This is a genomic window from Mycobacterium sp. 236(2023) (genome assembly GCF_029623955.1).
Lineage (GTDB): Bacteria > Actinomycetota > Actinomycetes > Mycobacteriales > Mycobacteriaceae > Mycobacterium.
This window is the reverse complement of record NZ_JARSBP010000002.1, coordinates 1,007,117-1,022,506: the sequence shown is the minus strand read 5'-3', so window position 1 is coordinate 1,022,506 and position 15,390 is coordinate 1,007,117. Positions and strand designations below refer to the sequence as shown.

14 protein-coding genes are annotated in these 15,390 nt (G+C 65.7%); 3 read left to right on the top strand and 11 right to left on the bottom strand.

Annotated elements, in window-relative coordinates:
* Positions 1–13: 13 nt before the first annotated feature.
* Entirely contained in the window at positions 14–1,783 is a 1,770-nt protein-coding gene (locus P9A17_RS07455; RefSeq protein ID WP_278037917.1) for a tryptophan 7-halogenase, read from the bottom strand.
* 262 nt (positions 1,784–2,045) lie between these two features.
* Between P9A17_RS07455 and P9A17_RS07450 the strand changes: the two genes are divergently transcribed.
* From P9A17_RS07450 to P9A17_RS07440, 3 genes are all read left to right on the top strand, one after another.
* Complete coding sequence (locus P9A17_RS07450) at positions 2,046–3,596, top strand: threonine/serine exporter family protein (RefSeq protein WP_278037916.1); 1,551 nt, start codon at positions 2,046–2,048, stop codon at positions 3,594–3,596.
* Positions 3,597–3,622: 26 nt separating this feature from the next.
* Positions 3,623–4,783, top strand: a complete 1,161-nt coding sequence (locus P9A17_RS07445; RefSeq protein WP_278037915.1) for a lycopene cyclase family protein — start codon at positions 3,623–3,625, stop codon at positions 4,781–4,783.
* A 222-nt stretch (positions 4,784–5,005) separates the two neighbouring features.
* A complete protein-coding gene (locus P9A17_RS07440) occupies positions 5,006–5,572 on the top strand; it encodes a hemerythrin domain-containing protein (protein ID WP_278037914.1) in 567 nt (188 codons plus the stop codon).
* Positions 5,573–5,657: 85 nt separating this feature from the next.
* Here P9A17_RS07440 and P9A17_RS07435 read toward each other — a convergent pair whose 3' ends face one another.
* From P9A17_RS07435 to pcaH, 10 genes are all read right to left on the bottom strand, one after another.
* Positions 5,658–6,338 carry an IF2 family translation initiation factor gene (locus P9A17_RS07435; RefSeq protein ID WP_278037913.1) on the bottom strand — a complete coding sequence of 227 codons (681 nt, stop codon included), beginning with the start codon at positions 6,336–6,338 and terminating at the stop codon, positions 5,658–5,660.
* A gap of 27 nt (positions 6,339–6,365) precedes the next feature.
* A complete protein-coding gene (locus P9A17_RS07430) occupies positions 6,366–6,923 on the bottom strand; it encodes a CsbD family protein (RefSeq protein ID WP_278037912.1) in 558 nt (185 codons plus the stop codon).
* A 307-nt stretch (positions 6,924–7,230) separates the two neighbouring features.
* Positions 7,231–8,070 (bottom strand): SDR family oxidoreductase, encoded by an 840-nt coding sequence (locus P9A17_RS07425; RefSeq protein ID WP_278037911.1) that lies wholly within the window; start codon positions 8,068–8,070, stop codon positions 7,231–7,233.
* 352 nt (positions 8,071–8,422) lie between these two features.
* Entirely contained in the window at positions 8,423–10,264 is a 1,842-nt protein-coding gene (locus tag P9A17_RS07420; protein WP_278037910.1) for a sugar phosphate isomerase/epimerase and 4-hydroxyphenylpyruvate domain-containing protein, read from the bottom strand.
* On the bottom strand, positions 10,251–10,955 hold the full coding sequence (locus tag P9A17_RS07415; RefSeq protein ID WP_278037909.1) for a 3-oxoacid CoA-transferase subunit B: 705 nt from the start codon (positions 10,953–10,955) through the stop codon (positions 10,251–10,253). Before P9A17_RS07415 ends, P9A17_RS07420 begins: the two co-directional genes overlap by 14 nt.
* Positions 10,952–11,641 carry a 3-oxoacid CoA-transferase subunit A gene (locus tag P9A17_RS07410; protein ID WP_278037908.1) on the bottom strand — a complete coding sequence of 230 codons (690 nt, stop codon included), beginning with the start codon at positions 11,639–11,641 and terminating at the stop codon, positions 10,952–10,954. Before P9A17_RS07410 ends, P9A17_RS07415 begins: the two co-directional genes overlap by 4 nt.
* On the bottom strand, positions 11,638–12,810 hold the full coding sequence (pcaC, locus tag P9A17_RS07405) for a 4-carboxymuconolactone decarboxylase (protein WP_278037907.1): 1,173 nt from the start codon (positions 12,808–12,810) through the stop codon (positions 11,638–11,640). Before pcaC ends, P9A17_RS07410 begins: the two co-directional genes overlap by 4 nt.
* Complete coding sequence (locus P9A17_RS07400; RefSeq protein ID WP_278037906.1) at positions 12,807–14,012, bottom strand: lyase family protein; 1,206 nt, start codon at positions 14,010–14,012, stop codon at positions 12,807–12,809. Before P9A17_RS07400 ends, pcaC begins: the two co-directional genes overlap by 4 nt.
* On the bottom strand, positions 14,009–14,578 hold the full coding sequence (gene pcaG, locus P9A17_RS07395) for a protocatechuate 3,4-dioxygenase subunit alpha (RefSeq protein ID WP_278037905.1): 570 nt from the start codon (positions 14,576–14,578) through the stop codon (positions 14,009–14,011). The genes P9A17_RS07400 and pcaG overlap by 4 nt, the downstream gene beginning before the upstream one ends.
* Entirely contained in the window at positions 14,575–15,378 is an 804-nt protein-coding gene (pcaH, locus tag P9A17_RS07390) for a protocatechuate 3,4-dioxygenase subunit beta (protein WP_278037904.1), read from the bottom strand. The genes pcaG and pcaH overlap by 4 nt, the downstream gene beginning before the upstream one ends.
* Positions 15,379–15,390: the final 12 nt, after the last annotated feature.

The following is a 15,390-nucleotide window of genomic DNA, read 5'->3' as shown; positions in this document are numbered from 1 at the left end:
CCCACTCCCATCGTCAGGACGGCTGCAGAGCAACAGCGGTGGGAACGATCCATGCGCTGCTGACCGGGTTGACCGACTGTTCCTGGCGGTACACCGAACGCAGCTCACGCAGGAGTGAATCCTGTTGCCACGCTTGCACCTGGCGCATCACGTCGTCGTCGCCGAACATCGCCGACTTCTCGGCGATCACTGTCTCGACCAGCTGTCCGGCCAGCTGCCGGAGCAGCCGGGCATTGGCGTCGAACTGTACGGCGAAATCGGGACTCGTGCCGATCATTGCCGTGTGCAGCGTGACCATGAAGTTCAGCGGCGCATAGAGATCGACGAAAGATGCTGTTGCCGTGCCCTTCTCGATCGATGCCCACTCTCGGAAGAAGTGCTGGAGCCGATTGCTCAGGTCGATGAGACCCTGGAGGTAGGGCACGAAGTCGGGCTCGTCGGCGATCCGGACGAACCGGTCGTTCATGTAGAGGAGGCCGATGAAGCCCCAGTAGAACGCCACATCCCAGACCACTTTGGCCGACATGACCGCCGGTGCCCCCATCAGCACGTACTGATCCTGGTAGATGGCCAGCCACATGTCGGTCAGTGACCGGAAGAGGGTGTCGCTGATCGTCGAGCGCGCCAGTACGTCCTCGCCGTCCAGTTCGCGGATGATCATGTCGGTGATCAGCCCGTTGCCGATCGCGACCAGATCCAGCCCCGACGAATACAGCGGGTCCAGGAAGACTCCCGCGTCTCCGGTGAGGCACCATCGGGCACCGCCGTCGAACATCTTCGTCACGCCGTGGCTGTACTTCTTCATGACCCGGAAGTCGCGAATCCCGTCGTAATGCTCGGCCAGCACGTCGGCGCACTGAGGTTCGTGCTCACGCAGCCACGCCATCGCCTTCTCAAGAGTGTTGAAACCGTCGAAGGAATGAAACGCGGGGTCGGCCACGATGCCGACGCTGGTGGCACCCGAAGCAAGACGGATCAACCACACCCAGTAACCCTCGCCCATGAGGTGATTCGTCGACATCGCTCGATCACCTTCAACGAGACGGCTGTGGAACTCCGGGTCGTCGCTCCACCGATTGACGTCGATCTCCGTTGCCACCCGCAGCCAGGCGGCGTTGCAGTGATGCCCGTTGACCTGTCGCAGATCGAGTTGTCGCGGCAACAGCCGATTCCGGCCCGACGCGTCGACGACCCACCGCGACGTGGTCTCGGTGACGGTGTCCCCACTCTGGTAGGTGATCGTGTGCGCCGACGCGTCGGCACCGAGTTCGACGCTGCGAACTCGGCCGCAGACCAGGGCTATTCCTTCGGACCGGCAGTGGTCGTAGAGCTCGTTTTCCAGCCTTCCGCGGTCGATCTGGTAGGTCACCTGCGGCACGAACGATGAGCCCCCCAACTCCATCCTGCGGGCGATGTCGGTATTTCCGTTGTTGGAGAAGAACATCCGCAGGCCCATCTTGCGGATTTGGGCTGTGCGGAGATGGTCGGCAAGGCCGATGCGTTCCCGCAGGTAATGTGCTGACACTTCGACGGTCGACTCCCCGACTGTGTGCGTGACCTCGGGGATGGGATGCGCGTTGGGCTCGATGACTTGGATCCGGGTGTCGGGGCGGTCCCGACGGATCTGCAGTGCCAATGTCAGCGCGGCGGTACCGCCGCCGATGACGACGACGTCGTGGTCGGTCGCCGGCTTGTCAGCATGAGTCAGGCGTGACTTGATCCGCTGCGCGAGGGCCGCCCTGGCCTCGGGGCTCATCTGCGACACCTGTGCTCGGACGTCCACCGACAACCTCCATCTAGTCCTGTCGACGGTGTACCCAGCGGCTCGACCTGCATGCAGGCAGCGACGATCAAGGCCGCACCGAACGGCCCTTCCAGCGAATCACAGGACTCGGTCGCGCACAGGGGGACGATGATTACCGAATCCTGACGTGCGCCCGGACGTCATCACCGCGTCGAGGCGGTCGATCTGAGGCTGCCGGCGGGGCCGAAAGTTCGCGACGCCCCCGGCCTCCGCGTTGGCGACCGTCAGTATCGTGCCTCGGATGGCTCGTCGACGATCCGGTCGCCTGGCGCGATATCTGCAGAGCACCCTTCCGGGGCGCCGCGACCCCGCTCCCGACGCTGGGCAGCGCCGACGCAGCGGGCAGGAACTGGACGAACGGCACACCCGGGCGGTCCTCGACCTGACGGTCCGGCTCGCGGAGGTCATGCTCTTCTGCGGGTCAGGAACGGCCGACGTCGTTGCGACAGCTAAAGACGTGGCGGAGGCATACCGGCTGACCGACTGCGTCGTCGACGTCTTCGTCACCACGGTCTTCGTCTCTGCCCTGCCGACCGCCGAAAGCCCGCCGGTCACGATTGTGCGGACGGTACGCGCGCGCTCGACGGACTACACCCGCCTCGCCGAGCTGGACCGCCTGGTTCAGCGCGTCACTTCGGGCGGCGTCACCGTCGACGAAGCACATCGCGTCATGGACGAGTTGACCGAACGACCGCACGCCTACCCGCGCTGGCTGGCCACGGTCGGGTGGGCGGGTTTCGGTTTGGGCATCGCCATGCTTCTCGGTGGCACCTGGCTGACATGCCTGCTGGCCGCAGTCAGTGCAGCGGTCATCGATCGCGTCGGCCGCATCCTCAATCGCTTCGGCACGCCCTTCTTCTTCCAGAACGTTGCGGGGGCGGCCATCGTCACGTTGGTGGCGGTCGCGGCGTACTGGTTCGCAGGTCTCAATCCCACCGCACTCGTGGCCACCGGAATCGTGATGCTGCTGACCGGGTTGACCTTCGTCGGTGCGATGCAGGACGCCGTGACCGGTTACACGATGACCGCGGTGACCCGATTCGGCGAGGCGTTGTTCCTCACCGCGGGCATCGTTGTCGGCATCGTGACAGGGCTCGAGCTCGCCGCGCTCGCCGGAGTCATCATCGACCTGCATGTGGATGCGACGGTGAGCGTCGTCATTCCCAACCAGCCGCTGCCCATCGCGCTGGCCGTCTTCGGCGCCGGCCTTGCCGGGCTGTGTCTGACCATCGCGAGTTACTCGCCGCTGAGGCCGGCCTTCATCGGAGGGATCGCTGCTGCCGCAGCAGAACTCGTGCTGATCGGCCTCGGCCTCGCCGGGGTCGGCCAGGTCTTGGCAACGGGAGTCGCGGCAGTACTGGCCGGCTTTCTCGCCACGCTGATCTCGATCCGGAGACAGGCTCCCGCTTTGATCACCGCCACGGCCGCCATCATGCCCATGCTGCCGGGCCTGGCGGTGTTCCGGGCCGTCTTCTATCTGGCCGTCGACGAAAACTTCGCCGACGGCCTGGCGCAGCTGCTCTCGGCGACGGCGATTGCGCTGGCGCTGGGCAGCGGCGTGGTGCTCGGCGAGCTCCTCGGATCGCCGCTGCGCTATCGCGCAGGACGCGTCGGCGACTTCGTTCGCGCTGACGGGCCTCCCGGCCTGCGACGCGCGATCGGACGCGTGGTCCATCTGCAACCGTCCGATGCCGAACAGGTGACCGTGGAGCCTGCGGCAGAGAGCGTGGCGCTGGAGCCGGTCATGGATGAGGGCGCACATGACGATGCCGACGAAACGGCGCACGGGTGATGCGGCCGCAGCACATGGATGTTCTGGTGGTCGGGAGCGGCCCCGCCGGTCTTGCGCTGGCGGGAGCCTGTGCGCGGGTGGGCCTGGACACCGGCTTGGTCGACCCGGCGCCCGAGAAGCCGTTCACCGCGACGTACGGCATGTGGAGCAGCGAGCTGCCACCGGATCTGCCACCGGACGTGGTTGCGGCTAGCGCAACAGGCCGAGCGTTCGCACTGACAGAGCACGATCTGGGGTGGGAGTACGCCGTTCTCGATGTGCCTGCGCTGCATTCGCATCTCGCCGATCAAGCGCGCGGGGTCAGCGTCCAAACCGGGCGGGTGGTGGGATCGCCGGAACGCGGCGTGGTCACCTTGGCCGACGGGTCCCGACTACGCGCTTCGATCGTCGTCGACGCCGGCGGACGGGCACGCCCTTTGCATCCCGCCTCGACGCGCCGCACACCTGCCGAACAGACCGCGTACGGGGTGATGGTCGACAAAGAGATCGCCGCCCCGCTCGTGGCTCCCGGTGAAGCGCTGTTCATGGATTGGCGCGCCGATCACGGCGAAACCGGTTGGCCGACATTTCTTTACGCGATCCCGCTCGGGCGTGATGCGGTGCTGCTGGAGGAAACCTCGCTCGCGCGCCGACCCGGCCTTCCCCTGCCGACGCTGAAGAGGCGACTCCATGCCCGGTTGGCACATCACGGCATCTCCATTCCGGAAGGCCTACCCACAGAGAAGGTATGGTTTCCGGTCGACCAGAAGCGTCATGGCGCGCGGGAAGTCCTCGGGTTCGGGGCCGCCGCACCTCTCATTCATCCAGCGACCGGATTCAGTGTGGCGACAACACTTCGGCTCGCTCCGCTGGTCGCCGACGCCTTCGCCTCGCATCTGCCGCATGACCCGGACAGGGCCGTGGCGGCAGCTCGTCACGTGGTCTGGCCATCTGCCGCGACGGTCATCCACCGCTTCCGTCAGATCGGCCTGGAGGCACTGCTGCGCATGCCCCCAGACGATGTACCCGGATTCTTTGAACGCTTCTTCGGCCTACCGGCGGAACATCGGTTGACCTACCTGACCTCGCGGGACGACATCCGCGGTACGGCCGTGGCCATGGCCCACCTGTTCCGCGCATCAGACGGCCTGTTGAGACGCCGCCTCGTCACGTCCGCCGTCCGGCGTCCGGTGTTCAATGACGATTGAGGATTAACGGCCCACCTGCAACCGTCCGAGGCCGAACCGGTGACGTCCCAACCGGCATCGGAAAGCGTCACTGTAGAACCTGTCGTGAGCGATGCCCGCGATGTCGGTGGTTCGGAGTCACAGGACGACACGTGAGGCGTTTGGCCGGATTGCCGCTGGGAACTCGTGCCTCAGGCGCACAGCCCCGCGCCGCATTCGACGTCGTGAAGCAGAGGTATCCCCATGGTTGAAACATTCGTGCAGTCCACCGATGACGTGGTCGAATTTCTACGGGGGCAGCACAACTTGATCAAGGACATGTTCGACGACGTGGTGCACGCGTCGGGATCGAAGGCGCGCGAGGCCGCCTTCGTCAACCTTCGCCAGTTGCTGGCCGTCCACGAGACCGCCGAAGAGATGGTGGTTCACCCCCGCGTCCGGCGGGAAGTCGACGGCGGAGACACGATCGTCGACGCCCGATTGCGCGAGGAGCACGAGGCCAAGGAGCAGTTGTCTGCACTGGAAGCCATGGACGTCGACTCGCCGGAATTTCTGGACGCGCTCCTGCTCTTCAAGTCCGCGGTCATCGATCACGCGGAGCGCGAAGAGACCGAGGAGTTCAACCGACTGCAACGCGAACTCGATCCGGACGATCTGAAGCGGTTGGTGGCCGCCGTTCAAGCCGCCCAGGCGATCGCCCCGACGCGCCCGCACCCCGGTGTCGAATCGGCGGTCCTGAACTTCGCCGTCGGACCGTTCGCATCGATGCTCGACCGAGCGCGCGATGCGATCTCGGCAGCACTGCGATGAACGTCCTGGCTGGCTCGATGTAACGCGTTCGCACGAATGCCCCTCGGTATCCGAGGGGCATTCGTACGCGTCCGGGCTGCGGGCGTCAGGCGTCGTTGCCTGATCTGGCTGCCCGGCGACGCGCCTTCTCCGTGTCGGCCAGTTCGTCGAGTTGATCGGCTTTCGCTCGACGGCTCGCCGCTTCGCCGCGCTTGGACGCCACGTCGTCCAAGGTCGACTGCGCCGCGGCCGTCGCCGCCTTGTCTTCTGCGCGGATGGCTTCCTTCGCGTTCGTCCTCGTCTTTTCGGCTGAACTCACCCGCTTGTCGGCGACGTCGTCGACACTTTGCTTCGCCGCGGCGGTGCGCTTCCGCACCGATTCGGCCGCCTGACCGGTCCGCTGCTGCGCCGCTTTGCGTGCCGCTCCGATTTCGTCCGCAGCGGTCTCGCCGGCCTCCTGCTGTTCGGCATCAGCCTCGGCGCGCTTGGCATCGAGCTCTTCATCAGCCTTCTCGCGCTTGGCATCAGCGGCCGAGTCCAATCTGACTGCCCGCTGCAACGCGTCACTGCGGGCCGCGAGCGCAGCTCCTTTGTTCTGCAGCTCCACGTCTCCCAACGCTTCTCCTACTACAGCGTCCACGGTGCCCAAGGAGCGTTCGTAAACCAGGCGGGCGGGAGTCTCGGCGTCGAACCGCGTCATGATGGTGTCCGCGACGAGTTGTAGGGGGTATCGGGCGATCCGATACTGCAATCGCAAGATCGCAACGGGCACATGGAGAATGTTCATGGAACGTATTCCTGCTTCTGTCGGCATTTACGGCAGGTCGGCTTGCTCGGTGATGTTGTCGGCCCGTTCTCTGAGACGGTCCGCCTCGGACTTCGCGGCACCGGTCACCTTGACCGCCGTCTCGTGCTCGGCGGCCGCTTCGACGACATCCTCGCGCGCGGCCTCCTTTTCGGCGTCGGCGCGGGCCTGCGCTTCGCGCACCTCTTGCTGCGCATCGACTTGAGCGGTGGTCGCAGCGGTGGCCATCTCGTGTCGCCCCTGCTCCTCCACGATGCGCTTCTCGTCCTGCCGTTGAGTCTGGATCTCGGCCTTGGCCGCCGCTGTCTCGGCGTCGACCTCGGCGCGCTCGCGTGCCGTTTCGGCCCGCGCGTTCTCCAACTGTTCCCGGGTCTCGTCGACTTCGGCGTCCGCGACAGCTTCGGTGATGTTGGCTTCCTTGCGCTCTCGGGCCTGCGCTTGCTCGAGTTGTCCTTCGATGGTCAGCGATTCGTTGCCGATGACTGCACCGACAACTTCCTTTGTCTTGCCTTTGACCGAATCCAGCAGTCCCTCTCGGGCCTGACCGGTCTTGTTGTCATCACCCATAGGGCTCCTTTCGACGAGCGGCGACAGCCCACACCGAAGATGGGGCCGCACACGCGTTCTGATCACCCCTGAGCGGGGTGCTTCTTCTTCGGCATTCTCGGCCGCCTGACAATCCCGGGATGGGGTGCTCGGTCACCACTAATGCTGCGCAACAGATTTCGGGAATGAAGCACGAAGGCGCTGTGTCGAGAGTGTTTCAGTGGGTGGGTCACCGACGGTGCTCCACGGGCTAGAAGCGAAGGCTTACCAGGCTTACCAGGCGCGAGCTCGGACAAAAACATTCATTCGAGGTAGTTGTCGGCCCGGGTTACAGGACCGGTCGACCACCTGTCACCGCAACGCGCGCGCCGGAGATGTAGCTGCCGTCGTCGGAGGCCAGCAACACATACACGGGCGCCAGTTCGGCCGGTTGACCGGCACGGCCCAACGGGGTGTCGTCGCCGAAGTTCGCGACCTTCTTCTCGGGCATCGTGGCGGGTATCAGCGGAGTCCAAATCGGTCCTGGTGCGACGCTGTTGACTCGAATGCCTTTTTCGCCCAACAGTTGTGCCAGGCTGGCCGACAGGTTCGCGATGGCAGCCTTCGTAGCCGCATAGGGCGCGAGTGTCGGCGACGGCATATCCGAGTTCACCGAGGAGCTGCCGATGATCGATGAGCCCGGACCCAGGTGCGGCAACGCCGCTTTCACAAGATGGAAGTAGGCTCCGACGTTGAGTCGCAGTGTGTAGTCCCATTCCTCGTCGCTGATCTCGTTCAGATCCTCGTGGCTCATCTGGAATGCCGCATTGCTCACCAGCACATCGAGGCCACCGAGGTCTGCTACGGCACGCTCGACGACTGCGCGACAGTGGGCGGGCTCGGACAGGTCTCCCCGCACAAGCACGCATTTGCGACCTGCCTCTTCGACCAGCCGGGCGACGTCGGCGGCATCGTCATCCTCGTCGAGGTAGGCGATCAACACGTCGGCGCCCTCACGCGCGTAGGCGATCGCGACCGCCCGCCCGATTCCGCTGTCCCCGCCGGTGATCAGCGCCCGTTTGCCGGTCATCCGGCCCGAGCCCCGATAGGTGTCCTCCCCGCAATCGGGGATGGGATCCATGAGCGACTGAGTACCCGGAACTTCTTGCTGCTGTTCGGGAAAACCCATCGGTCGACCTCCTCGTCAACGGCTGTTTCGAACGTGCCCACGGCCTTGAAACGTGGACGAGCGAGTACCCGCGAGTGGGTCGCGAAAACGCGGGTAACCCACTTTCTGCAGACATCTGTGTCTCGCGGTCTTCAGGACGCGCACGTGAGGAGGTGCGGCCGATGCCGAATAGCGCGGCGCCCTCCACCACGCGACCTTCAAGCAGCGAAATGCCCGCCCACCGGGCGGCCGGCAGGATCGTAACGGCGCCGCTCACGATCGACCGGAGCGTCGCCTCGGTATCATCCTGATCCTGCATTTCCAAGGCGAGACGCCCCAGGACCTGCCACGATCGCCGGGCTCCTCCACGTGATCAGCAACCGAGCCCGACCGCTCCCCGCCGTGCAGCGACGTGCGCGGCCATGCGGATGGGCGCGTCGGCGAGCGGTCGTCCTCGGTAGTTGCCTCGCCGTTCGATGATCTCGAAGTAGACCTGCGAACCGATCACTCTCGTGTAGGCGTGGAGATATTCGCCGTCGGCGCTCCGGTCGAAGAGGATGTTCAGTCGTTGCAGGGTCGCGACGAACTCGGCCGACAGATCGAACCGAGCCAGCAGGTCGGCGTAGTAGTTGCTCGGGATCGGAAGGATCGGAGTCTCTGAACTCATCGTGGTCAGGCTTCCGATGATGTCGTCGGTGGTCAATGCAATGTGTTGCGGCGTCTGCACCCCGGGCGACCAATTGCCCCGCCTCAACAACGGCCCGTCGAGTGCGACACCGAATCCGCTGTCGGGCAGCCGAAGAAGATGGCTTCGCACCAATCCATAGGGTCCGGGATACTCCGCGACATCGTCGGTTCGCATCCCGACCACCGAGCGATAGAACAGCACGCTCTCGTCGTAGCGATCGAACGGTGCCGTCACCGAAATATGGTCGATGCCAGTGATACCGGAGCCTTCGACGGTCTCTTCCGGGGAGGTCGATTCGAAATCTCTGCGCCAATCCAGTCCGGCGCGGTTCGCCGATACGAAGAAGATCGACAATCCGTCGGGTGCGGCGACCGCGGGAAGGTCGGCCTCTCCCTGCCGTACTACACGCGGCACGGGCGCGACATGGAGATCATCCGCCGACGCCGCCATTGAATGGGCATCTTCTGTGTCGAACGCGATCGCTGCGACCGCTGACGAGTCGTCGTCGGGAGCATCCGTGGTGACGGTCAGCAAGATGGTTGCCGCCGCCTGAGTCCACACAGCGACCGTCTTCGAACGGTGCCGCGCCGACTTCGTAAAACCGAGACCAGCCAACGTATGTTCTGCCGCATCGATGTTGGTCGGCGTCACGGTCAACTCGACGAAGGCCGTGGCCATGGGACATGCCCGCCGGCCATGGCTCATGCCGGCTTCCAGAGACGCCAGCGATCGCACCGCATCGATAGCGGTTCGTACCGGCGACGACTGGCGGAAGACGTCGTTGAAGACCTCCAGGGAGAGTGGTCCTGCGTAGCCGGCGTCGAGAGCGGCCCGGGTGAAACCGACGAGATCGAACGCGCCTTCACCGGGAAACAGCCGGTAGTGCCGACTCCACTGCAGCACGTCCATGTCCTTATGGGGTGCATCGGCGAGTTGGAGGAAGAAGATCTTCTCGCCGGGCACGTCGGTGAAATCGGGCACCGTCGGGGATTTGGACAAGATGTGAAAACTGTCGAGGCAGAGGCCGACGGCGGGGTGGTCGGCGCGCCGGACCGCGTCCCAGGACTGCTCCCAGAGGTTGACCGCGCTGCCCCACGCGAGCGCCTCGTACGCGATGCACATCCCGCGGTTACGTGCCAGCTCGCCGGCAACGTGTAATTGCCGGGCCAATTCGTCCATGTCTTGCACGGCGTCTGCAGAAGCGTTGGAGCACACCAGGATCGTGTCGGTGCCGAGTTGCTCCATGACGTCGAATTTGTGTTGCAGCCGACGGAGGTTGCGCTCGACCTGTTCCGGGTCTGTGCTGTCGAGGTCTCTGAAGGGTTGGTAGAGCACGATGCGCAGCCCGAGTTCCTCGCATCGTCGTCGCAGGGCCTTCGGACTCGACGTTGAAGTGATGAGATCGGGTTCGAAGAGTTCGATCCCCTCAAATCCTGCGTGGGCGGCGGCGGTCACCTTGTCATCGAGAATCCCCGAGAGACATACCGTGGCAATCGTTTTCGAGTGATGAGTGTCAGCGTGGGTCATTGCCCGCCTCCTCCATCCGCTGCAGTGGCGAGTCGATACGCCCCTGCAGGTCATCCACTGAGATCCCGTAGGTGGCGATGACGCGGACACCTTCCGGCCCGACGGCAAAGGTGCCCAGCTCGGTGTAGACCCGACTGACACACGCCAAACCCGTGAGCGGGTACGTACACTGCGGCACAAGTTTTGGGGCGCCGTCCTTGGTGAACAGCGACATCATCACGAAGACGTCTTTGGCACCGATGGCGAGGTCCATCGCGCCCCCAACAGCGGGTATGGCGCCCTCCGCTCCGGTGTGCCAGTTGGCGAGATCGCCACGTTCGGAGACCTGGAAGGCCCCCAGGACGCACACGTCGAGATGGCCGCCGCGCATCATCGCGAAGGAATCGGCGTGATGAAAGTATGCCGCACCGGGCAATTCGGTGACCGGGATCTTCCCGGCATTGGTCAGGTCGGGGTCGATCTCGTCCCCGACGGCTTCCGGACCCATCCCCAGCATGCCGTTCTCGGTATGCAGGATGATGCCGCTGTCGGGGGCAAGGTAGTCCGACACCTTCGTGGGTTGCCCGATTCCGAGATTCACGAACGATCCGGCAGGGATGTCGGCAGCGACCGCCCTGGCCATCTCGTCGCGGCGCAGCGGCCCCCGGTCCAGGTTCTCGACGGTGCGGGTGGTGGTCAGTGCGATGGTCATGAGGCCTCCGGCATCGTCGCTTTGGTGGCGCTGAGATCGACTACCCTGTCGACGTAAATCGACGGCGTGACAACGATTTCGGGGTCGATGCCGCCCGTCTCGACCACCGAGGACACCTCGACGATGGTCAGTGCCGCCGCAGTCGCCATGACGGGGCCGAAGTTTCGGGCCGTCTTGCGGTACACCAGGTTGCCCAGCCGGTCGCTGACGTGAGCGCCGATCAGGGCGACGTCGCCCCGGATCGGATACTCGAGGACGTAATTCCGTCCGTCTATCGTGCGGGTCTCTCGGTCAGCGGCGAGCGAGGTCCCGAAGCCGGTCGGGCAGAAGAAGGCGCCTATACCCGCACCTGCGGCCCGCATGCGTTCGGCGAGATTCCCCTGCGGGACCACTTCGAGGTCGATCTCGCCTGCGCGGTAGAGCCGGTCGAAGACGTGCGAGTCGCTTTGACGCGGGAACGAACAGATGATCCGGCGGACCCGGCCTGCGGCCAGCAATGCCGCCAGGCCGGTGTCACCGTTGCCGGCGTTGTTGCTGACGATCGTCAGGTCGGTGGCGCCCTGCTCGATCAGCGCGTCGATCAGCGTGGTCGGCATCCCCGCCATGCCGAAGCCACCGACGAGAATGGTTGCACCGTCGGCGATTCCCTCGACCGCCTCGGCCGGATTGCCGGTGATGAGCGTCATGATGGATCCTCGCCGGCGCTGCCGAGTTCGGACAGCACGGTCGACGTGATGCGGAACGCGGCGTTCGCATCAGGGACGCCGCAGTAGATGGCGGCCTGCATGATCAGCTCCTTGATCTCTTCGTTCGTCAGTCCGTTCCGGCGGGCGGCACGCACGTGCATGGCGAACTCCTCGTGGTGCCCGCGCGCGATCAGCGCAGTGAGCGTGATCATCGACCGACTGCGACGATCCAGACCGGGGCGGGTCCAGATGCCACCCCACGCGTACTCGGTGATCATGCGCTGGAAATCCGCGGTCAGCTCGGTGGTGGCAGCCACCGCGCGGTCGACGTGTGCGTCACCGAGTACTTCGCGGCGTACTGCCATCCCAGCCTTGTAGACCTCGTCCACCGTCTGCAGATTGCGCTGCGGCGAAAATCCGTGGTGTTCGGCGATCAGCGCCGCGACGCGATCCGGCGCTTCGGCCGGTGCGAGATGACCAACTTGGTCCAGCACGACCAGGTCGCCGTCCTTCACTCCGGACGCTATGCGCTGCAACGACTCCGGTGGTGTGGCCGCGTCGTCGGCGCCGGCGATGGCCAGCACGGGTGTCACGATCTCAGCCAACCGTGCGGAGACGTCGAACGTGGCGAGCGCTTCACACGTCTGTGCGTAGGATTCCGGATCGGTGTGCCGCAGGCTGTCCAGCAGGGCCGCGCTGACGGCAGGGGGCCGCCCGGCGAACCACCGTTGGGGTGCGGCGGCGAGCATCGGGTCGATCCCCTCGGCGCGCACCACGGCAGCGCGTTCGTGCCAGCTCCCGGGAGTACCGATCTTCGCCCCCGTGCACAGAAGCGTTGCGGCTTCGATCCGGTGCGGGGCATCGAGCGCCAGCTGCAGGCCGACGCATCCTCCGACGGAATCTCCTGCGTAGTCGAATGTTTCGGCGCCCATGCGGTCCGCGATGGTCAGCACCGCTGCGGCAAGCTCGTCGATAGCGAACGGTTCTGCCGAACCGCTGCGCCCGTGCCCGGGGAGGTCCCACCCGACGACACGGGCATATGCGGTCAGCCGCTGCGCGACGGCAGCCCACAGGGTCGCCGACGAGGTTCCCAGCGATGGGCCCAGGATGAGCACCGGCCCGCTCTCCGGCCCCCCGAAGTCGACGGTGGCCAGCACCGGCGTGGTCATGATGCCTCCTTGACGAAGCGGCGGGCGCGGGTGAGTGTCGATTCGACGACACGGTCGGTGGCACCGAGGTAGTCGGGCAGGGCTGTGCGGCCTGTCAATTCGGCCATGGCGTGCTGCTCGGCGTCCAGCCCTTGGGCAGCGGCGAGGTTGGCGGAGGTGCGTGCCTCGTCGACGCGGAGTCCTGAGACGAGCTCGGACGTATGGATGGCGGCGACGACCGTGTGTCGCGCCAGTGTCCGCAGGGTTGCCCACTCCGCGTGCCACGCACCGTCGGAACGCTCGTCGACACTCAGACCCGAGGCGGTGTGCAAGGTCGATGACAGCGGTGCTGCCACCAGCGCGGCTCTGCGGATCAGCACCGATCGCACTGGATTGTTCTTGTGCGGCATGGTCGATGAGCCTCCGCTGCTTCCTTCGGAGAACTCACCGACCTCGGTGCGGGCGCCCGTCGCAACGTCGGCGGCGATGTGCCCCCACGCGTCCGAGCATCGGACGAAGGCGTCGCCCATGCCGGTGATCGTCACCCTGGTGGTGTGCCATGGCAGTGCCGGGACGAGTCGCAACTTCTCGGCGAACGCGTCGCCGAGGGCGATGGCGCGGTCGGCAGATCCTGCGAGCTCGGTGGCCGCAGCGAGAGTCCCGACCGCACCGCCGAACTGCGCGGGCAGCGAGGTCGTCACATCCGCCAACGGCTCGGCGGCATCCAGCAGGCCGGTAAGCCAGCGTGCGAACTTGGCGCCGAGGGTGCTCGGCAACGCCGCCTGGGTCAGGGTGCGCGCGAGAGCCTTTGTGCACCGGTGTGTGTCGGCGAGCATCGCCAGCGCGGTCACCTGCGTCACGCACTCGTCCAGAACTCTGGTCAGCGCGTCGCGCGCGCAGAGGACGAGCGCGGTGTCGAGCACGTCCTGACTCGTCAGACCTCGATGCAGCCATCGTCGCGGCTCCGCGCCCGACCGGTCCCTGAGCATCGCGACCGTGGCACTGACCGGATTTCCGTCGACGTCGGCGCGGCGCGCGATCGTGTCGATGTCGGCCTCGGTGACGATGGCGGCCAGGTCGATCCGCGCCTCGCCGGGTGCAATCGCGGCACTCACGAGAACGTCGAGCCAGGCTTGTTCGACGGCCACCATCGCCGACAGCAAGGCGCTGTCGCTCATGAGATCACCGGCGAGGTGATCGCCCGGCCAGAACAGATCGGTCATCGGTGATGCCCCGGGTAGCGCAGGAAGACGGTCTCGGGCTTTCCTGGGGCGTCCTGCAAGTGGATGTCGAACTGCAGTCCGCTGCCCACCCGGGTGGCGACGAGAGTCTCACGCCGCTCGGGGGGCAGCGATGCCAGCAGAGGATCGTCGGCGAGGCACTCCCCCGGGACGTAGGCGCGGGTGAACAGACGGTTCAGCAGCCCTCGCGCGAAGACGGTGACCATGATGAACGGCGCGGCGCCGGGTCGCGTCGCGCCGGGGATGACGGTGGAGAAGCTGTACCGGCCGTCGTCGCCGGTGCTGGCTCGCCCCCACCCGGTGAAGGTGTAGCCGTCGCGGTGCAGGGAGCCCGCTGCGTCGCACGTCGTACCGTCGGCGTGCGCCTGCCAGATCTCGAGCAGGGCGTCACAGACCGGGCGCCCCTGCCCGTCGGAGACTACCCCTGAGAACTGCACGGCCCCAGGCGATCCGGGCGGTACCAGCTCGCTGCATCGGTCAAAGGGCAATGCGTACCCGAAGAAGGGGCCTACGGTCTGACCAGGTGTGGCGGTCAGCAGCGCGCTCATCGGTGGCCACCTTCGGCGTCTTCGACGGGTGTGCGCGACGCACCGGTCAGCACGATGTCCCACCGATATCCGGTGGCCCACTCGTGGGTGGTGACGTCGTGGTCGTAACTGGCCACGAGCCGATCGCGAGCCTTCTGGTCGGTGATGGCCTGGTAGATCGGATCGAGGCCGAACAAGGGGTCTCCCGGAAAGTACATCTGCGTCACCATCCGCTGCGTGAATTCCGTTCCGAACAACGAGAAATGGATATGTGCAGGGCGCCAGGCGTTGCGATGGTTCTTCCACGGGTACGGGCCCGGCTTGATGGTGGTGAAGCGGTAGCGACCGTCGTCGTCGGTCAGGCACCGGCCGACACCGGAGAAGTTCGGATCGATCGCCGCCGGGTGCTGGTCGCGTTTGTGGATGTAGCGTCCGCCGGCGTTGGCCTGCCAGATCTCGACGAGTTGGCGTCGCACCGGTCTGCCGTCGCCGTCGACAACCCGCCCGGTCACCACCATCCGCTCGCCGATGGGCTCACCGGCGTGCTGGATGGTCAGGTCGGCCTCGAGGGGATTGACGTCACGCTCGGAGAAACACGGCGTCCACAACTCGACGCCTTCCGGATCGGCGTGGTGGAGATCCTTGGTCGGGTGCCGTAGCAGGCTGCTGCGGTAGGGCGCATACGCCAGCCGGGGCTGCGTCTCCTCGGATCCCGCTCGTAGATAACCGGATTCGATCGCCGCGATCTCCTCGCTGATCGACTGCTGGGTTGCCTCAGCACTGTCGGGATCGGTGCCCGCCATCGTGGTGATGGATTGCATGTGCGCCACTCC